Origin of the sequence: Mycobacterium sp. WUMAC-067 (assembly GCF_020217485.1) — a bacterium.
Taxonomy (GTDB): Bacteria; Actinomycetota; Actinomycetes; order Mycobacteriales; family Mycobacteriaceae; genus Mycobacterium.
On sequence record NZ_JAEKMI010000023.1, the window covers coordinates 37,079 to 56,033 of the forward strand.

Annotated in this window: 19 protein-coding genes; 8 read left to right on the forward strand and 11 right to left on the reverse strand. The window is 69.5% G+C overall.

Translation table 11 applies throughout. The features are described from left to right. Positions 1–54: 54 nt before the first annotated feature. Positions 55–969: a histidine phosphatase family protein gene (locus JF781_RS17090; RefSeq protein ID WP_225328255.1), complete on the reverse strand. Its 915-nt coding sequence runs from the start codon at positions 967–969 to the stop codon at positions 55–57. Positions 970–1,254: 285 nt separating this feature from the next. Between JF781_RS17090 and JF781_RS17095 the strand changes: the two genes are divergently transcribed. From JF781_RS17095 to JF781_RS17105, 3 genes are read left to right on the forward strand one after another with little or no spacing between them, the layout of a single operon-like run. Further along, complete coding sequence (locus tag JF781_RS17095) at positions 1,255–1,902, forward strand: peptidase M50 (protein WP_374109712.1); 648 nt, start codon at positions 1,255–1,257, stop codon at positions 1,900–1,902. Positions 1,903–1,911: 9 nt separating this feature from the next. Continuing rightward, positions 1,912–2,694: a site-2 protease family protein gene (locus JF781_RS17100; protein ID WP_225328256.1), complete on the forward strand. Its 783-nt coding sequence runs from the start codon at positions 1,912–1,914 to the stop codon at positions 2,692–2,694. 40 nt (positions 2,695–2,734) lie between these two features. Further along, positions 2,735–3,631 (forward strand): cation diffusion facilitator family transporter, encoded by an 897-nt coding sequence (locus tag JF781_RS17105; protein ID WP_225328257.1) that lies wholly within the window; start codon positions 2,735–2,737, stop codon positions 3,629–3,631. Between the two features lie 4 nt (positions 3,632–3,635). Here the strand turns inward: JF781_RS17105 and JF781_RS17110 are convergent, their stop codons facing one another. Then, on the reverse strand, positions 3,636–4,049 hold the full coding sequence (locus JF781_RS17110) for a DUF3151 domain-containing protein (protein WP_225328258.1): 414 nt from the start codon (positions 4,047–4,049) through the stop codon (positions 3,636–3,638). Between the two features lie 123 nt (positions 4,050–4,172). Between JF781_RS17110 and JF781_RS17115 the strand changes: the two genes are divergently transcribed. After that, positions 4,173–5,066, forward strand: a complete 894-nt coding sequence (locus JF781_RS17115; RefSeq protein ID WP_225328259.1) for a hypothetical protein — start codon at positions 4,173–4,175, stop codon at positions 5,064–5,066. Between the two features lie 82 nt (positions 5,067–5,148). Here the strand turns inward: JF781_RS17115 and fbaA are convergent, their stop codons facing one another. Next, positions 5,149–6,180 carry a class II fructose-bisphosphate aldolase gene (fbaA, locus tag JF781_RS17120; RefSeq protein ID WP_225328260.1) on the reverse strand — a complete coding sequence of 344 codons (1,032 nt, stop codon included), beginning with the start codon at positions 6,178–6,180 and terminating at the stop codon, positions 5,149–5,151. A gap of 80 nt (positions 6,181–6,260) precedes the next feature. On the opposite strand from fbaA, the gene JF781_RS17125 reads away from it, so the two are divergent. Continuing rightward, complete coding sequence (locus tag JF781_RS17125) at positions 6,261–6,953, forward strand: DedA family protein (protein ID WP_225328261.1); 693 nt, start codon at positions 6,261–6,263, stop codon at positions 6,951–6,953. A gap of 15 nt (positions 6,954–6,968) precedes the next feature. On the opposite strand, the gene JF781_RS28550 is transcribed toward JF781_RS17125, so the two are convergent. The 8 genes from JF781_RS28550 to clpB all read right to left on the reverse strand — a co-directional run bounded on the left by JF781_RS28550 (position 6,969) and on the right by clpB (position 16,223). Continuing rightward, positions 6,969–8,318: a 3-oxoacid CoA-transferase gene (locus tag JF781_RS28550; RefSeq protein WP_308011554.1), complete on the reverse strand. Its 1,350-nt coding sequence runs from the start codon at positions 8,316–8,318 to the stop codon at positions 6,969–6,971. After that, the gene (locus JF781_RS17140) at positions 8,315–9,454 is read right to left on the reverse strand and encodes a glycoside hydrolase family 76 protein (protein ID WP_225328262.1); all 1,140 of its coding nucleotides are present in this window, start codon (positions 9,452–9,454) and stop codon (positions 8,315–8,317) included. Before JF781_RS17140 ends, JF781_RS28550 begins: the two co-directional genes overlap by 4 nt. A 160-nt stretch (positions 9,455–9,614) precedes the next feature. Continuing rightward, positions 9,615–10,262 (reverse strand): RNA methyltransferase, encoded by a 648-nt coding sequence (locus tag JF781_RS17145; protein WP_225328263.1) that lies wholly within the window; start codon positions 10,260–10,262, stop codon positions 9,615–9,617. Continuing rightward, positions 10,259–11,161: a hypothetical protein gene (locus JF781_RS17150; RefSeq protein ID WP_225328264.1), complete on the reverse strand. Its 903-nt coding sequence runs from the start codon at positions 11,159–11,161 to the stop codon at positions 10,259–10,261. Before JF781_RS17150 ends, JF781_RS17145 begins: the two co-directional genes overlap by 4 nt. Positions 11,162–11,251: 90 nt before the next feature. Beyond that, positions 11,252–11,791 (reverse strand): orotate phosphoribosyltransferase, encoded by a 540-nt coding sequence (gene pyrE, locus JF781_RS17155; RefSeq protein WP_225328265.1) that lies wholly within the window; start codon positions 11,789–11,791, stop codon positions 11,252–11,254. Beyond that, entirely contained in the window at positions 11,778–12,551 is a 774-nt protein-coding gene (locus JF781_RS17160) for an SDR family oxidoreductase (protein WP_225328266.1), read from the reverse strand. The genes pyrE and JF781_RS17160 overlap by 14 nt, the downstream gene beginning before the upstream one ends. A 57-nt stretch (positions 12,552–12,608) precedes the next feature. Continuing rightward, the gene (gene ttfA, locus JF781_RS17165; protein ID WP_225328267.1) at positions 12,609–13,487 is read right to left on the reverse strand and encodes a trehalose monomycolate transport factor TtfA; all 879 of its coding nucleotides are present in this window, start codon (positions 13,485–13,487) and stop codon (positions 12,609–12,611) included. A 177-nt stretch (positions 13,488–13,664) separates the two neighbouring features. Further along, the gene (gene clpB, locus JF781_RS17170; protein ID WP_225328268.1) at positions 13,665–16,223 is read right to left on the reverse strand and encodes an ATP-dependent chaperone ClpB; all 2,559 of its coding nucleotides are present in this window, start codon (positions 16,221–16,223) and stop codon (positions 13,665–13,667) included. A 132-nt stretch (positions 16,224–16,355) separates the two neighbouring features. Here clpB and JF781_RS17175 point away from each other — a divergent pair, with 132 nt between their 5' ends. Genes JF781_RS17175 through JF781_RS17185 form a run of 3 tightly spaced genes read left to right on the forward strand, consistent with a single transcriptional unit; the run spans position 16,356 to position 18,933 of the window. Then, positions 16,356–16,796: a DUF3060 domain-containing protein gene (locus JF781_RS17175; RefSeq protein ID WP_225328269.1), complete on the forward strand. Its 441-nt coding sequence runs from the start codon at positions 16,356–16,358 to the stop codon at positions 16,794–16,796. A gap of 32 nt (positions 16,797–16,828) precedes the next feature. Further along, positions 16,829–18,019 carry an FAD-binding oxidoreductase gene (locus JF781_RS17180; RefSeq protein ID WP_225328270.1) on the forward strand — a complete coding sequence of 397 codons (1,191 nt, stop codon included), beginning with the start codon at positions 16,829–16,831 and terminating at the stop codon, positions 18,017–18,019. Positions 18,020–18,021: 2 nt separating this feature from the next. Beyond that, positions 18,022–18,933: an aldose 1-epimerase gene (locus JF781_RS17185; protein WP_225328271.1), complete on the forward strand. Its 912-nt coding sequence runs from the start codon at positions 18,022–18,024 to the stop codon at positions 18,931–18,933. The last annotated feature ends 22 nt before the right edge of the window (positions 18,934–18,955 follow it).

The following is an 18,955-nucleotide window of genomic DNA, read 5'->3' on the forward strand; positions in this document are numbered from 1 at the left end:
CCGCAAGGCCCGTTGATCCCGGCTCGTGTCGCGCGACGCGCCGGTGTGCGGTGGTCAGGGGCTTGCCGTCGACGCCGGCTTCGCCGCGCACACGCCGTTGCGGGTCGGCGCGTCCAGCATCAGGCAGAGGCCGTTCGTGTCGCGGTTGGGCCGTTTGGCCGCCCAACCGGACCACGCCGGTTTGCCGTTCCAGCTGACCAGCGTCCAGCCATCGTGGGGATTGCCCTGGATCTCGACGATGCCGGTGTTGGGCAGCGGGTCGAAAAGCAGGAGCAACTGTTCGGGGTTTCTGACGCTCGTCATCGTCCCGATACCGATGTCGAATTCGCTGGAGAACGCGACCTCTCTGATCCTGCCGTCGGACGCGCGGACCGGGTTGGCCAGCGCGCTGTCGTACATCGTTCCGAGCATGTCGTTGAAGCGGCCGACGTTGGTCGCGGCGTTGCCGTAGACCGTTTGCAGCGCGCCGTTGAAACGCTTGTGGAACTCGTACCCGTTCGGGTCGGCGGAGCCGGGAGCCAGCATCGGGACGATGCGCAGCCCGAGCAGCCACGCGACGGGGGCCAGCAGGTATGCCAGCCCGGCGAGGCTGATCTGCGGCATGCCGTTGAAAACGCCGGCGTCGATCTCATTGAGCCCGGGCAGCACCTGCACGTTGGTTCCCAACGCGGCGGCCAAGGGCGCCGCGGTCTGCTGCGTCCTGACCAACTGCGACGCGAAGATCGCGGCCACCGGGCCCTTCGTCACAAGCACGTTGGCGACGTTTTGCGCCTGTTGTTGGCCGAGCGCGGTGAGCGAAGCCCCGGGCACCGCCGTGTCGATCAGTTTCTCCGCGTTGGCCACCGACTGCCCGTGGCGCACCAAGTCGATCACGATCGATTCGTCGGCCGAGGCCCTCGCCGATCCGAGGCACAGCAGGATGGCCGAAAGCAGCACGGCGCCAACGCGGCAGAGGTACGTCGTCAGCAACGGAGGCGGGTAGGGCCGGCGCCACACGCGAACGGCGCGGGGCGCGAGGCTGAGAAGATGGCGGTGAGTCGGCGAATGGTCGTTCTCCGTTCTCTCAACCACTCGTTGGCGGGATTCCGCGCAACAACGGCTGTTTGGCAGGAGTAAAGTATCCGGTTGTTTCCTGGCGGCGCGGCAACAACTTTCGCAGTCCGACACCATGTTGTGACTGTGTCGTTATGGCCCATTGATCGGACCAGAGCCGTTGGAAGTCAAAAAGATTGGGCGATCTTGATTGGATAGCTTGTGACGCAAGACGATCGGGCCGCCACGGTTCTGCTGTTCGCCCAAGGCCGAACCCACGGCCCGTTGCGGAGCGTGCGCGTCCACCGGGTCGCCGGCGAGCCCGATATCGACGCCGCGATAGGCGCCTCCCGGCGGCTGATCGTGGTGGGCGCCGATGCCGACCTGGCCGCCGTGCTGACCCGGCTGCTGCGCGCGGAGCGGCTCGACGTCGAGGTGGCCTACGTGGCGCGCCGGCGCACCCGGGCCACGCGGATCTATCGCCTGCCCACCGGGCGTCGGGCGGCGCGCCGGGCCGTCCGCGGTTCCGCGCAGCGGGTGACCCTGATCCGCGACGAGACCGGCTCGGTGATCGTCGGGCGCGCGGCCTGGCTGCCGCCGGATGGTGAGCCGGTCATCCACGGCGAGGCGGTCGTCGACGACACCACGTTGTTCGACGGCGACGCCGCCGCCGTGTACGTCGAGCCGACGCTCGCCATGCCCGGCCTGCGGGCCACGCTCAAGGGCGGCTGGCGCCGGTGGGTCACCGGCCGCGCGGCCCAACTCGGCAGCACGGGCGTCGTCGTGGCGCGCGACGGGGTCCCCGCGCCCCGCCCCGGCCGCCGCTCGGCGTTCTACCGCAACATCGAGGGCTGGCTGCTGGTCCGATAGTTTCGTCGGGTGAGCTTCCCCGCCCCGCAACGCGAATCGGTACGGCCCAGCCCGATCTTTTTGGCGCTGCTCGGGTTGACGGCGGTCGGCGGCGCGCTGGCCTGGCAGGCCGGGTACACCGCGCGGCCGCTGGCCTATGTCGGGGTGTTCATCTTCGTGATCGCCGGCTGGCTGGTGTCGCTGTGCCTACACGAATTCGGGCACGCGCTGACCGCGTGGCGATTCGGCGACCACGATGCGGCCGTGCGCGGGTACCTGACGCTGGACCCGCGCCGCTACACGCATCCGGCGCTGTCGCTCGTGCTGCCGTTGGTGATCGTCGCGCTGGGCGGCATCGGCCTGCCCGGGGCGGCGGTCTACGTGCGGACGTGGTTCATGACGCCGGCCCGTCGCACGATGGTCAGCCTGGCCGGCCCCGCGGTCAACCTCGTGCTGGCGGCGCTGCTGCTGGCGCTGACCCGGTTGTTCTTCGACCCGACGCACGTGGTGCTGTGGGCCGCAGTGGCGTTCCTGGGCTTCCTTCAGCTCACCGCGGTCGTGCTGAACCTGCTGCCCATCCCGGGGCTGGACGGCTACGACGCCCTGGAACCGCATCTGAGCCCCCAGACACAGCACGCGCTGGCGCCGGCCAAGCAGTGGGGCTTCGTCATCCTGCTGTTTCTGCTCCTGGCGCCGGTGCTCAACCACTGGTTCTTCGGGGTCGTGTTGTCGTTGTTCGACCTGTCCGGTGTGCCGGAGGTGTTGGTGAGCTGGGGCAACGGCCTGACCCGCTTCTGGAGCCGCTGGTTCTGACCCTTGCCATATATGCGTCGTCACGCATATATTCCGGGGCATGGGCGCCGGCCACAACCACACCCCGACCGGGACGGACGACTCTCGGCTGATCCCGCGCATGGTCATGGCCGCCGCCATTCTGGCCGCCTTCTTCGTCGTGGAGCTGGCCACCTCGTTGCTGATCAACTCGATCGCGCTGCTGGCCGACGCCGGCCACATGCTGACCGACGTCGTCGCCGTCTTCATGGGGCTGGCCGCCGTCACGCTGGCCCGGCGCGGCAGCTCGTCACCGGCGCGCACGTACGGCTGGCATCGCGCCGAGGTATTCACCGCCGTCGCCAACGCGGGGCTGCTGATCGGGGTGGCGACGTTCATCCTCTACGAGGCCGTCCAGCGGCTCAGCGAGGCGCCCGCCATCCCCGGCGCGCCGATGATCGTCGTCGCGCTGGCCGGGCTGGCCGCCAACTTCGCCGTCGCGCTGCTGCTGCGATCCCACTCCTCGGGGAGCCTGGCGGTCAGAGGCGCCTACATGGAGGTCATCGCCGACACCGTGGGCAGCCTGGGCGTGCTGATCGCCGGCGTGGTCACCGTGACGACGCACTGGCCCTACGCCGACGTCGTGGTCGCCGTGCTGGTCGCGCTGTGGGTGCTGCCCCGGGCGATCGCGCTCGCGCGCGACGCGCTGCGGATCCTTTCCGAATCGTCGCCGACCCACATCGACGTCGAGGAGCTGCGCCGCGCGCTCGGCGCCGTGGACGGTGTGACCGGGGTGCACGACCTGCACGTGTGGACGCTGTCGCCCGGCAAAGACATGTGCACGGCCCACCTGACCAGCACCGGGGACCCCGCCCAGGTTCTGCATGACGCGCGGGCGGTGTTATCGGCCCGCGGGCTGGAGCACGCCACGGTCCAGATCGACTGCCCCGACGACACCGATTGCTCGGAAAGCTTTTAAAGCGTTACAGCCCAAGCGCCTTGCGCGCCTCGGGGTCGCAATCGTCGAGCAGGTCCAGGCACCGCGCGTACTCGTCGGTTTCGCCGATCGTGTCGGCGGCGCGCGCCAGCGCGGCCACACATCGCAGGAAGCCGCGGTTCGGCTCGTGCGAATACGGGACGGGGCCGAAGCCCTTCCAGCCGTTTCTGCGCAGCTGGTCCAGGCCGCGGTGATAGCCGGTGCGCGCGTACGCGTACGCGGTGATGGCCTGGTCGTCGGCCAGGGCCTGCTCGGCAAGCGCCGCCCAGGCCACCGAGGCCGTCGGATGCGCGGCGGCGACGATGCCCGGCTTCTCACCGGCCAGCAGTTCCGCCTCGGTGTCGGGGTCTTCGGGCAGCAGGATCGGGTCGGGCCCCAGAAGATCCTTCATCGGCGTCATGGCTCTATTCTGCAGCTCGCCCGTTTTGCCCGCAGGACGCACCTCGGCCATCGCCCCGGGCCCGGGCCTCGGTCGCTAAGCTCTGCAACTACCCCACTCGACAGCGGGAGGACAGTAGTACTCATGCCCAACCCATCCGAGCCCGACCGCGGCGGCGCGCCGAAACGGCCCGGGTTCGACCCACGCGAGTCCCGCAGCGAACCGAACGACGAGTGGGGGGCCGAATCCGGCCGTGAAACCGGCACCGAAACCGGCTTTGAGACCGACGACGCCACCGAGAGCGTGCCCCTGGTCCCCAACGACGCCGAGACCGAGACCGTGGTGATCAACAAACCCGATCCGCACAGCGGTCCCCAGGAAGTGCCCGACGCACCCCAGCGCGAACGTCGCTTCACCGCGCCGGGCTTCGACGCCAAAGAAACCACGATCATCTCCACCACCCCGGAACCCGCCACCGAGGTCTTCGCCACGGCGCCGGGACCGGACGGCACCGCGCAGTTCGGCGGCCCACCCAAAGCCGCTGTCCCGCAATCCATCCCACCCCGGCTCGGCGCCAAGCTACGCACGTCCAGGCAATTCAACTGGGGCTGGATACTGGCGATCGTCGTGATCGTGCTGGCGCTGGCGGCGATCGCGATCCTGGGCACGGTGTTGCTCACCCGCGGCAAGCACAACGGCGTTTCGCAGGAAGACCAGGTCCGGCACACCATCGGCAACTTCGACGTCGCGATTCAGCGGGGCGATCTGACCACGCTGCGCACCATCACCTGCGGCACCACCCGCGACGGCTACGCGGATTACGACGAACGCGCGTGGGACGAAACGTACCGGCGCGTCTCGGCGGCCAAGCAGTATCCGGTGATCGCCAGCATCGACCAGGTCGTCGTCAACGGCCAGCACGCCGAGGCCAACGTCACCACGTTCATGGCCTACGACCCGCAGGTGCGCTCCACCCGCAGCCTGGATCTGCAGTACCGCGACGACCAGTGGAAGATCTGCCAGTCCGCCAGCGGCTAGCCCGCCCCTGCCCGCCGAACGTGGAGTTGTTGTGCGAAATGGGGCGGCGGTTTCCAGCCCCAGAAGTCGACGCTCGACGGGGTTAGGTGATCGACTTTCCGGCGCAGTGCAGGTCGGTGCACGCCTGCACCACCCGCTCGGACATCGACGCCTCGGCCTTCTTGAGGTAGCTGCGGGGGTCGTAGGCCTTCTTGGCGCCGACGTCGCCGTCGACCTTGAGCACGCCGTCGTAGTTGTTGAACATGTGGCCGGCGATCGGGCGGGTGAATGCGTACTGCGTGTCGGTGTCGACGTTCATCTTGACCACGCCGTAGCGCAGCGCCTCCTCGATCTCCGACTTCTCCGAACCCGAGCCGCCGTGGAAGACGAAGTCGAACGGCTTGGCGTCCGCCGACAGGCCGAGCTTGGCGGCCGCCACCTTCTGGCCCTGGGCCAGGATGTCGGGGCGCAGCTTGACGTTGCCGGGCTTGTAGACGCCGTGGACGTTGCCGAACGTGGCGGCCAGCAGATACGTGCCGTGCTCGCCGTGGCCCAGCGCGTCGATGGTCTTCTCGAAGTCCTCCGGCGTGGTGTAGAGCTTGTCGTTGATCTCGTTGGCGACGCCGTCCTCTTCCCCGCCCACCACGCCGATCTCGATCTCGAGGATGATCTTGGCGGCCGACGCCTCCGTGAGCAGTTGCTGTGCGATCGCCAGGTTCTCGTCGATCGGCACCGCCGAACCGTCCCACATGTGTGATCCGAACAACGGCTCGCCGCCTCCGCTCACCCGCTCCGCCGAGATCGCCAGCAGCGGGCGGACGTAGGTGTCCAGCTTGTCCTTGGGGCAATGGTCGGTGTGGAGCGCGACGTTGATCGGGTACCTGGCCGCGATGGACCGGGTGAACTCGGCCAGGGCCACCGCACCGGCAACCATGTCCTTGACCCCCAGGCCGGACGCGAATTCGGCACCGCCGGTGGAGAATTGGATGATTCCGTCGCTGCCCGCGTCGGCGAAGCCCTTGAGGGTCGCGTTCACCGTCTCCGATGAGGTGCAGTTGATCGCGGGGAAGGCGTACGAGTGCTCCTTGGCGCGGCGCAGCATCTCGGCGTAGACCTCGGGCGTGGCGATGGGCATGGCAACTCCCTTCTGCCTGGTCCACTCAGTATCGTCCAGGTCGGCGGGCGGCTCACCCCGGGCCGGTATGTTGATGGATCATGAGCACCGCCGTGACGGCCCTGCCCGCCATCCTCGACCCGTTGTACTGGTTGGGCGCCGACGGCGTCTTCGGGTCGGCGGTGCTGCCCGGGATTCTGGTCATCGTCTTCATCGAGACCGGGCTGCTGTTTCCGCTGTTGCCCGGCGAGTCGCTGCTGTTCACCGGTGGCCTGCTGGCCGCGCATCCGCATCCACCGGTCAGCATCTGGGTGCTGGCGCCCTGCGTCGCCACGGTCGCGGTGCTGGGCGACCAGACCGGGTATTTCATCGGGCGGCGGATCGGGCCCGCGCTGTTCAAGAAAGAAGATTCCCGGTTCTTCAAGAAGCACTACGTGACCGAGTCACACGCGTTCTTCGAGAAGTACGGGCCCTGGGCGATCATCCTGGCCCGGTTCGCGCCGTTCGTGCGGACGTTCGTCCCCGTGATCGCCGGGGTGTCCTACATGCGCTATCCGCTGTTCTTGGGGTTCGACATCGTCGGCGGCATCGCCTGGGGCGGCGGCGCGACCCTCGCGGGCTACTTCCTGGGCAACGTGCCGTTCGTGCACCACAACCTGGAAAAGATCATCCTGGCGATCCTGTTCGTGTCGATGATCCCGGCGTTCATCGCGGCCTGGCGCGGCTATCGGGGCCGGCGCCGTGCGACGGAGACGGCCGCCCCCGAACCCGAGCGGCAACCGGCCTCCGAGTAGGCGGCCCCGCGCGGGTCAGACCGCGACGGCGAAATCGCAGCCGGTCTTGGCGCGGACTTCCTCGACCGTCACCCCGGGGTGCAGTTCGGTGAGCACCAGGCCCTGCCCCGGCTCGACGTCGAAGACGCACAGGTTGGTGATGATCATGTCGACCACGCCCTTGCCGGTCAGGGGCAGCGTGCATTGCTTGAGGATTTTCGGGCTGCCGTCTTTCGCGGTGTGATCCATGACGACGATCACCCGCTTGACGCCCGACACGAGATCCATTGCGCCGCCGGGTCCCTTGACCATCTTGCCCGGCACCATCCAGTTGGCCAGGTCGCCGTTCTCGGCCACCTCGAGCCCGCCGAGGATGGACAGGTCGATGTGGCCGCCGCGGATCATCGCAAACGAGTCGGCGCTGCTGAAGAAGCTGGACCCGGGCAGGCTCGTGATGGTCTGCTTACCGGCGTTGATGAGATCGGGGTCCACGCTGTCCTCACTCGGGTAGGCCCCGATGCCGAGCAGGCCGTTTTCCGACTGCAGCGTGACGTTGATGTTGTCGGGAATGAAGTTGGCCACCAACGTCGGGATGCCGATGCCCAGGTTTACGTAGTAGCCGTCGCGCAATTCGCGGGCGGCGCGCTGGGCCATGAGCTCGCGAATGGGGCTGTCGTTCTTCAGGGCGGCGCCGCCGCTCGTGGTGCGGAACTCGATGCGCTTCTCGTAGCCGGTTCCCACGATGATGCGGTCCACGTAGATGCCGGGGGTGTGGACCAGGTCCGGATCGAGCTCGCCGACCTCGACCAGCTCCTCGACCTCGGCCACCGTCACCGCGGCGCAGGTGGCGATCATCGGGTTGAAGTTGCGCGCGGTCTTGCGGTAGATGAGGTTGCCGGCCGTGTCGCCCTTCCACGCCTTGACGAGCGCCACGTCCGCCCGGATGCCTTCCTCCAGAACGTATTCCGTGCCGTCGAAGACCCGGGTGTCCTTGCCCTCGGCGAGATTGGTGCCGTAGCCCGTGCGCGTATAGAACCCGGGAATCCCCGCGCCGCCGGCGCGCAGCTTCTCCGCCAACGTGCCCTGCGGCGTGAGCGCGAGGTCCAGCTCGCCGGCGAGCACCTGGCGCTCGAACTCCTTGTTCTCGCCGACGTAGGAGGCGATCACCTTCTTCACCTGCCTGCCCTTGAGTAGCAGGCCCATGCCGAAATCGTCTACGCCGGCGTTGTTTCCGACGATGGTGAGGTCCTTGATGCCGCTGTCCACCAGGGCCCGGATCAGCTTCTCCGGAATGCCGCACAGGCCGAAGCCGCCGGCGGCGATGGTGATGCCGTCCTTCAGCAGGCCGTGCAGCGCCGACTCCGCGTCGGGGTGGACTTTCTTCACAGGGCGCTCCTGTCCTCGTGCGACGATTCGGCGGTGACGTTACAGGCGGCCTCCATGAGCATCCACCCGGACAGCTGCACCGACAGGTCCCGTTCGGCAACCTCGGAGGCCATCACCGCGCCCTCGACGAACTCCGCCTGTTTGCCACCCGCGGTGGGTACCTGGGCGTCGCGGTCCCAGAACGGACCGAACACCGGCAGCCCGTCCACCGTCTGGCGGTAGTCCCACGCCGACTTCGCGCTGGCCAGCACGATCCGGCGGGCGGTGTCGCGGGCCACCACGTCCTCCGGCGAATCCCCGGGCAGCGCGGTCGCCACCAGCGCCAGGTATCGGGCGGTCACGCCGGCGAACAGGCCGCCGTCGCCGCCGCCGGCGCCGGCCAGCACGCCCGCGGGCGCCATGTGCTCGTGCACGGCCGCCACCAGCCGATGCACGCGGGCGGCGTGCCGCGCCCGGACCTCCGCCCCGGTGCGGGCGGCCAGCTCGGTCTCCAGCCCCAGCACCACACCCTGGCAGTAGGTGTACTGCGCGCGCACCAGCGAACCGGCCTTGATGCCGTCGAACACCAGGTGCGTCTCCGGGTCGATCAGCGTCGCCTCGATCCAATTCGCGATCTGCTCGGCACGTTTCAGGTGATCGGAGTACCGGGCGAGGAAGATGCCCGCGGGGCCGTTGGCCGGGGCGTTGAAGAACTTGTCCTGCTTGCGCCAGGGGATGCCGCCGCCGTCCTCGGGCGCCCACGCCCTGAGGAATTGGTTGGCGAGCTTGGGCAAGGCTTTTCGGCGCTCGACGCCGGCGATGCGGGCGGCGCGTTCGAGCGCGAGCGCCAGCCAGGCCATGTCGTCGTAGTAGTTGTTGATCCACGAGAAGTTGTTGCGTAGCCGATGCGAGCGGACCTGCCGGTTGATCTCGGCGTGCCGGTGCGGCTGCGGGTCACGCGCCTCGGCGTCGACGAGGCAGTCCAGCAGGTGCGCCTGCCACCAGTAGTGCCAGGTCCCGAACAACCGGTCCTTGCGCTGTGCGGGCCAGGCCACCACGCCCAGCTGGGTCGCGGGCAGTCCCCACAGCCGCCTCAGGTGTCGTTGTGTGACAGCGGCTTCGGAGCTGGCCGCCCGGTTGGCCCATAGCTGATCCATACCTGCCGATCCTGCCCCATGCGTGTGAGCGTGCGGTCAGGGCGTCGAGTGTGAACGCAGGGCTTTCGGTGTGCACAGGCGGCGGCGACACGCCGGGCTCGGCCCCCGTCAGCGCTCACTCAAAGCCGCCAGTTCACACTCAACGCGCCGCGCCGGGCCGTCACCAGGCGCGGGACAGGTCGGCGTGCTGCTCGACCCAGGCGTGCATCGCGATCCCGGCGGCGACGCCCGCGTTGATGCTGCGCGTCGAGCCGAACTGCGCGATCGACACCGTCAGCGTCGCGCCGGTTCGGGTGTCGTCGGTGATGCCGGGCCCCTCTTGACCGAACACCAGCAGGCACTCGCGGGGCAGCGCGGTCTCCTCGAGCCGCGCCGCGCCCGGGACGTTGTCGACGGCGACCACGGTCAAACCGGCGTCGCCCGCGAAGGCGAGCAACTCGGCGGTGCTGTCGTGGTGGCACAACCGCTGATAGCGGTCGGTGACCATGGCGCCGCGGCGATTCCACCGTCGTCGCCCCACGATGTGCACGGTATGCACGGCGAAGGCGTTGGCGGTGCGCACCACCGAACCGATGTTGGCGTCGTGACCGAAGTTCTCGATCGCCACGTGCAGGGGATGCCGGCGCGCGTCGATGTCGGCGATGATCGCTTCCCGCGTCCAGTACCGGTAAGCGTCGACGACATTGCGGGTGTCACCCTCGCGCAACAGGATTGGGTCATACCGCGGATCGTCGGGTGGTTCGCCCGACCACGGCCCGACGCCGGCGGGCGGGGTCGCGGACCATTCGGTGGGCCCGGGTCCGCTCATCGCTGCGTCCACACCCCGGCGTGCGTGCCGTCGATGGCCAGCGTCGCGTAGAGCAGCGCGTCGTTGATCTCGCCCTGGGTGCACAGCGACGCGTCGACGTGCACCGCGTCCAGGGACGCGTCGGGCAGGATCAGCACCGACGACCCGTACGTCGCGCAGGCGGGATTGAGTCCCGGGGCGGGCAGCGTCGGCGAGGCCAGCAGCATCATCGGGCCGCCGCGCTTGGCGGACTCGTCGCGATAGCGGGCCGCGAGGGCGGTGGCTTCCAACCCGAGCAGCATGTAGCCGTTGCCGGTGAACGCCCCCGGATCACCCAGCTGCGCCTTGGTCACCGGCTTGCCGTCGGCCCGCCACGCCGTCAGGCTGGCGGTCTTGACCGCCAGGCCGCCGCTGTCGTTGGGGTTGGTCGGCAGGAGGCCGACCGGGAAGGCGACCGGGTAGGCCGACGAGCTGTTCGGGATCCGGTCGCGCGGCGAGTAGCTGTAGACGCCGCGGACCTGACTTCGATCCTTCAGCGGCCCCAGACAAACCGTGCCGGTGAGCCGGTCGCGCGGCGCCGACAGCGGCGCGGGAATGTCACGCACACCGGTCTTCGCGTTGTCGCAGCTGCCCAGCCCGTCGGCCTCCATGGGATGGGCCAGCGCGCCGTACAGGCCGAAGCGGATGTCCTCGGGCTTGGCGTGCGGGTCCTTGGCCGAGGCCGGACTCGCGTCGACGTCCACCAGCACGTAGTCGCCGTCCCAGCGCAGGTTCGACACGGACATGTTCCAGCCCAGCAGCGCCAGCGATTCGCCGAGCCGCGCGCCCTGAGCGCCGTACGGCCGCACGGCGGAGTTGCTCGATGAGCAGCCGGTGAGGCAGAGGGTCAGGCACGCGGCTATCGCAAGGACGGTGCGCATGGGTCAGCGGCTCGGGGTCTCACCAGAACGCATCGGCCACGCCGGGGACCGCTGTGGCGTGCGAGACGGTCGTTGCATACGAGCCGGCAACTAGCTCAGCCCCAGCTCGGCCAGGCCCAGCACGCTGCGGTACGGCAACCCCTCCGCCTCGATGGCCTCGGCGGCGCCGGTGGCGCGGTCCACGACGGTGGCCACCCCCAGCACGTCGCCGCCGGCCTCCTGCACGGCGCGCACCGCGGTGAGCGCCGAATTGCCGGTGGTGCTGGTGTCCTCGACCACCAGCACCCGCCTGCCCGAGACCTCGGACCCTTCGATAAGTCGTTGCAGCCCATGGGTTTTCGCGGACTTGCGCACGACGAACGCGTCGATCGGGCGGCCCGGCGCGTGCATGATGGCCGTGGCCACCGGGTCGGCGCCCAGGGTCAGGCCGCCGACCACCGCGTAGTCCCAGTCGCTGGTCAGGTCCCGCATCAGCTTGCCGATCAATGCCGACGCGCGGTGGTGCAGGGTGGCCCGGCGCAGGTCGACGTAGTAGTCGGCCTCCTTGCCGGACGACAGCGTGACCCGGCCGTGCACCACCGCCAGGCGGCGCACCAGTTCGGCCAGTTCCTCGCGCTCAGGTTCGGCCACGGCCACCACCGACTCGTTTGGTGACCGCCCGCATCAGGGTCCGCGGGATCATCCGCTCGGCGGCGATGATCGCCTTGTACTGCAGGCCCGGAATGCTGATCACCTTGCCGCGGGCGATATCGGCGAGGCTCTGGCTGACCACGTCGTCGACCTCGAGCCACATGAACGACGGCGACTTGGACATGTCGATCCCGGCGCGGGCGTGAAATTCGGTGCGCACGTAGCCCGGACACACGGCGTGCACCGAAACCCCGGTGCCCTGCAGGCCGACGGACAAGCCCTCGCTGAATGAGATCACCCACGCCTTGGACGCCGAATACGTCGAGCCCCGCCCCGGCACCAGGCCGGCGATGCTGGCGATGTTGATGACCGTGCCGGCGCCGGCGTCGAGCATGGCGGGCAGCGCCGCGCGGGTGAGGTGCATGACCGCGGTGACGTTGACGTCGAGCTGGGACTGCAGCAGCGCGGGGTCGGTGGACCAGAAGTCGCCGGAGGTGGCGAAGCCGGCGTTGTTCACCAGCACGCGGACCCCGGCGGCGAGGCGATCGCACACCCGTTGCCGGTCAGCCGCGTCGCCCAGGTCGGCGGGAAGGACCTCGACATTGCCGACGGTGTCTTTCAACTCATCGGCGAGTCTCGTCAACCGTTCGGCGTCGCGGGCGACCAGCACCAGGTCGTAGCCGTCGCGGGCGAAGCGTCGCGCGTATCCGGCGCCGATCCCGGAGGTCGGCCCGGAGATCAGGGCGACGGGGCGAGGCATGAGCGACATCTTAATGACGGCGGCGCCACCGGCCCCCGGGCTACCCGAGGCGAGGCGTCAGCGCTGATAGTTGCTGGCCTGGTGGCCGTTGCGCGCGGTCGGCGGGGGGCGGCGCAGGGTATCGGGGCGCGCCTCCGGCCGTGGCTGGTCGCGGCGCACCGGCTCGGCCTGGCGGCGGCCGGACGCGACGTCGGGGCCGAGCAGGCCGGCCACATCCTGCTGCGCGCGCCGGGGCGGCAACTCGGCGCGGCCCGCCGGGGCCAACGGGCGGCTCGGCGACGCGTTGCGCGGTCCCGCCGGGGTGCCGGCCTCCTGCGTTGTCTCCTCCGGCAGCGGCGGCAGCACGCGGAGAAGGTCGTTGAACTGCCGCACGGTGCGCAGGCCCTCGTCCCACTGGGTGCGGGTGCTGGTGATCGGCATGGCGACCAGCGTCCAGTTCTGCTCGTTCCACATGATCTCGGCGGAGTCCGGTGCGGTGTGGGCGAAGGTGACCATGCGGCGGTCACACGCGCGGCGGGCGGCGTCCAGGTTGGTGGAGTACACCATCCGCGGCCCGATCGCGCCCAGCAGCCAAATGTCGCTCTCCCGTGGCTCTTTGAGCCCCTTGAGCCGCAGGTCCACCACGACGTTGGTGCCCACCTTGCGGTGCAGCGCGATCACCGTGGCGACCTCCTCGAGGTCGAAGATGTAGACCGCCTCGCCGCGGATCTGGCCCAGCACCACGTTCTGGGCGGCCACGTCACCCACCGTCGACATCACGCCGCGCTTCCACCGCTTGAGGATGTCGGTCGATTCACGCTCGTAGTCGAATCCGTGCGACCGCGCCCACGACTTACGGCGTCTGCTGCGCCCGCGCCGACGATCGATGTCGACGTACAGCAGCACCCCCGCGCCGACAAAGCACAGCGCGGAGAGCGTGAACCAGAGGGGGACCATCCAAAACAGGGTATCTGCTATTGGCCCGGAACACAGAAGGCGACCAGGTCACAACCCAATCAAGGTTTGCTGCGCCCCCTGGTGCGCCTTGCGCCGAGGCGCCTTTGCGCCGAGCAGACGCAGAATCGCACGCACGGCGCGTCGCCGGTGCGATTCTGCGTCTGCTCGCGGGGCGGCTTAGCCCAGGATCAGGGAGTCGCCGTCCGGGCTGACGTTGACCGGAACGGTGTCGCCGTCGTGCACGTCGCCGGCCAACAACAGCTTGGCCAGCTGGTCACCGATGGCCTGCTGCACCAGCCGGCGCAGCGGCCGCGCGCCGTAGACCGGGTCGAATCCCCGATGCGCCAGCCACTGCTTGGCCGGCAGCGACACCTCGAGGGTGAGGCGGCGCTGCGCCAGCCGCTTCTGCAGCTGCGCCAACTGGATGTCGACGATGGCCACCAGCTCACCGGGCTCCAGGCCGTGGAAGATGATGACGTCGTCGAGCCGGTTGATGAACTCCGGCTTGAACGCCGAGCGCACCGCGGCCATCACCTGCTCCTCGGTGCCGCCCGATCCCAGGTTGGACGTCAGGATCAGGATGGTGTTGCGGAAGTCGAGCGTGCGGCCCTGCCCGTCGGTGAGGCGGCCCTCGTCGAGCACCTGCAGCAGCACGTCGAACACGTCCGGGTGCGCCTTCTCGATCTCGTCGAACAGGATCACCGTGTACGGACGCCGCCGCACCGCCTCGGTCAGCTGACCGCCCTGGTCGTAGCCGATGTAGCCGGGAGGGGCGCCGACCAGGCGGGCCACCGAGTGCTTCTCGCCGTACTCGCTCATGTCGATGCGGACCATCGCCCGCTCGTCGTCGAACAGGAAGTCGGCCAGCGCCTTGGCCAGCTCGGTCTTACCGACGCCGGTGGGGCCGAGGAACATGAACGATCCCGTCGGCCGGTTGGGGTCGGCGACACCGGCGCGGGCGCGGCGCACCGCGTCGGACACGGCCGTCACCGCCTTGCGCTGCCCGATGACGCGCTTGCCCAGCTCGTCTTCCATGCGCAGCAGCTTCGCGGTCTCGCCCTCGAGCATCCGTCCGGCCGGGATGCCGGTCCACGCCGACACCACGTCGGCGATGTCGTCGGGGCCGACCTCCTCCTTGAGCATCACGTTCTCCCGAGCTGGGCCGCTGTCGGCGGCCAATGGCACTGCGGCGTCGAGTTTCTTCTCGACCTCGGGGATGCGGCCGTAGCGCAGCTCGGCGGCCTTGGCCAGGTCGCCGTCGCGCTCGGCGCGCTCGGACTCCCCGCGCAGCGCTTCGAGCTGTTCCTTGAGCTCGCGCACGACGTCGATCGCGTTCTTCTCGTTCTGCCAGCGGGTGGTGAGCTCGGCCAGCTTCTCCTTCTGGTCGGCCAGCTCGGAGCGCAGCTTCTCCAGCCGCTCCTTGGACGCCTCGTCCTCCTCCTTGGCCAGCGCCATCTCCTCGATCTCGAGGCGGCGCACCAGGCGCTCGACCTCGTCGATCTCGACGGGCCGCGAGTCGATCTCCATCTTCAGCCGGCTGGCGGCCTCGTCGACCAGGTCGATGGCCTTGTCCGGCAGGAAGCGCGCGGTGATGTAGCGGTCGGACAGCGTCGCCGCGGCCACCAAGGCCGAGTCGGTGATGCGCACACCGTGGTGCACCTCGTAGCGGTCCTTCAGGCCGCGCAGGATGCCGACGGTGTCCTCCACCGACGGCTCGCCGACGAGCACCTGCTGGAAGCGGCGTTCCAGCGCGGCGTCCTTCTCGATGTACTTGCGGTACTCGTCGAGCGTGGTGGCGCCGACCAGGCGCAGCTCGCCGCGGGCCAGCATCGGCTTGATCATGTTGCCGGCGTCCATCGCCCCCTCGCCGGTCGCGCCGGCGCCGACGATGGTGTGCAGCTCGTCGATGAAGGTGATGATCTGCCCGGCGGAGTTCTTGATGTCGTCGAGGACGGCCTTCAGGCGCTCCTCGAACTCGCCGCGGTACTTCGCGCCCGCGACCATCGAGCCGAGGTCCAGGCTGATGACGGTCTTGTCGCGCAGGCTCTCCGGCACGTCGCCGGCGACGATGCGCTGGGCCAGGCCCTCCACGATCGCGGTCTTGCCGACGCCGGGCTCGCCGATCAGCACGGGGTTGTTCTTGGTGCGCCGGCTCAGCACCTGCACGACGCGGCGAATCTCGTTGTCGCGGCCGATGACCGGGTCGAGCTTGCCCTCGCGGGCGCGCGCGGTCAGGTCGGTGGAGTACTTCTCCAGCGCCTGGTAGGTGGCCTCGGGGTCGGCGCTGGTGACCCGGGCGCTGCCGCGGACCTTGACGAACGCCTCCCGCAGGGCCTGCGGCGACGCGCCGTGCCCCGTGAGCAGCTTGGCGACCTCGGAGTCGCCGGTGGCCAGGCCGACCATCAGGTGTTCGGTGGAGACGTATTCGTCGTCCATCTCGGTGGCCAGTTGCTGGGCGGTGGTGATGGCGGCCAGCGACTCGCGCGAGAGCTGCGGCTGCGAGCTGGCGCCGCTGGCCTGCGGCAGCCGCTCGAGCAGGCGCTCGGCTTCGGCGCGGATGGCGGCCGGCTCGACGCCCACGGCCTGAAGCAGCGGCGCGGCGATGCCGTCCGCCTGGGTCAGCAACGCCATCAGCAGGTGGGCGGGCCGGATCTCGGGGTTCCCGGCGGCCGAGGCCGCCTGCAGCGCCGACGTCAGCGCGGCCTGGGTCTTGGTGGTCGGGTTGAAAGAGTCCACGACGCCTCCATTCGGGTCGAAAGGGAGCTGGCAAAAATGCTTGTCTGCTTGTTCAACGTCGTCAATCTTGAGTCTGTTCCGCTCAACTCTATCGAGTTTTGAGGGACACGCCCTACGGGGTACCCCCTAGCGATGACGCAGACGATGCAGCACCCCGACCAGGCCGAGCTCGAACCCGCCGGAGCCCCGCGCCGGGGCAGGGGCTTGTGGCCGGCCGCCCTCGCGGCCGGGTTGGCGCTCGCGGGCCTTATCTCCGTTGGCCTGCACACCGACCTCGCCGGCGGCAGCGCGTCGACCGCGGTTCCCGAGTCCGGCACGCTGCAGGTCAGCGGCGCCCGCACCACGAAGACGCTGCCCTGCCACGCGGGCTATCTGTCGGTGAGCGGAAAAGACAACACGATCACCCTCACCGGGCACTGCACCAGCGTCACGGTCTCCGGCAGCGGCAACCGTGTCGCGGTTGACAGCACGGACGCGGTCAGCTCATCCGGAACCGGCAACGTCGTTGTCTACCACTGGGGTTCGCCCAAGATCGTCAACGCCGGGTCCGCCAGCGTCGTCCGGCAAGGCTGAATACACGGAGGTCGAGCCTAGAATCGGGCTCCGTGAGCCTCGAGGACGTCCAAGCGCTGCGCGTGCTGCGCGACGCCTTCGAACCCGACGGCGCGGGCCGCTCAGGCTCCCAGGGTGATTCCGGTGACCTCGTGCACCGCTTCTACACGCATTGGTTCGCCCTCGACGCCTCGGTGCGCGATCTTTTCCCACCCGAAATGAGCGCCCAGCGCGCAGCTTTCGGCCATGCCCTGCACTGGGTGTACGGCGAACTGGTCGCGCGGCGCGCGCAGGAGCCGGTGACGTTTTTGGCCCAGCTCGGGCGGGACCATCGCAAATACGGTGTGCTGCCCCACCATTACGAAACCCTGGGTCGCGCGTTGTTGGCGACGCTGCGCTCGCATCTGGGTGCGGCCTGGACCGGCGCCGTCGACGACGCGGCCAGGCAGTCGTTGAACCTGATCACCGGGGTGATGAGCGGCGCCGCGGACGCCGAGGAGGGGCCCGCCTGGTGGGACGGCACCGTCATCGAGCACCTGCGGGTGTCGCGGGATCTGGCGGTCGTTCGGCTTCAGCTCGATCAGCCGATGCACTACCACCCCGGGCAATACGTCAACGCCCATGTGCCGCAATGCCCGCGCCGCTGGCGGTATCTGAGCCCCGCCATTCCGGCCGATCCCGGCGGCGGCATCGAGTTCCACGTGCGCCTGGTGCCCGGCGGCCTGGTCAGCACGGCGATCGTCAACGAAACCCGGCCCGGCGACCGGTGGCGGCTGTCCAGCCCGCACGGCGGCCTGGGCGTCGATCGAGAGGGCGGCGACGTGCTGATGGTCGCCGGCAGCACGGGTCTGGCGCCCCTGCGGGCGCTCATCATGGACCTGTCCCGGTACGCGGTCAATCCGCGGATACATCTGTTCTTCGGCGCACGCTACCGCTGCGAACTCTACGACCTGCCCACGCTGTGGCAGGTCGCGTCGCACAATCCGTGGCTGTCGGTCTCGCCGGTCTCGGAGTACAGCGCCGACCCGGCGTGGGCCGCCGACTATCCCGACGTCACCCCGCCGCGGGGACTGCACGTGCACCAGACCGGCCGGCTGCCCGACGTGGTGACCAAGTACGGCGGCTGGGGCGACCGGCAAATCCTGATCTGCGGCGGGCCGGCGATGGTCACCGCCACCAAGTCCGCCCTGATCGCCAAAGGCGCTCCGCCCGAACGCATTCAGCACGATCCGCTCTGGAGGTAGCCATGCACGTCGTCACCCTGCGCGACGCTTCGTCGCCGCTGGTCGCCCAATTCGTCCCCGGCGCGGGGATGATCGGCACGTCGCTGCGCGACGCCGGCGTGGAGCTGCTCGGCCAGCGCCGGGGCCTGGACGCCTACATCACCGACGGCAAGACGATGGGGATCCCGATCCTGTATCCGTGGGCAAATCGGTTGGGCGAGACCACCTATACGGCCCAGGGCGCGACGGTGGACCTGACGCCGGGCGAGAACGGGGTGCGCGCCGACCCCAACGGGTTGCCCATCCACGGCGTCCTGGCCGCCTATCCGGGCTGGCGGGTAACGGACGAAACCGCCGACGAGCTGACCGCGCAGGTGGATTTCGGCGCCGATCCGCAACTGCTGGCCAGCTTCCCGTATCCGCATCTGTTGACGGTGACCGCGCGACTGGCGAACCGGACGCTGGCGGTGCGGTCCACCGTCGCCGCCACCGGCGACGCGGCGGTGCCGCTGTGCTTCGGCTTCCATCCCTACCTGCAGCTGCCGGGCGTCCCCCGCGGCGACTGGATCATCGAGACACCCGCGCTGCGCCACCTCGGCCTCGACGGCAAGGGGCTGCCCACCGGCGATTCCCAGCCGCAGCCGGCGCGAGAAGAGGCGTTGCGCGACAAGACCTTTGACGATGCTTACGACCAGGTGGCCGAGGGCGCGGTGTTCGCGGTCTCGGGCGGCGGGCGCCGCATCGAGGTGCATTTCGAGCGGGGCTATCCGGCCGCGCAGATCTTCGCACCGCCGGTCGACGATCCCGACAAGGCCATCGTGTGCTTCGAGCCGATGGCCGCCCCGACCGATGCGCTGCGCCGCGGCGGCTATCGCTGCGCGTCGCCGGGTGAGCCCGCGGTGACGCAGTTTTCGATCCGGGTGCGATCACAGTGACCACTCTCGTCGCTGCAGTCGC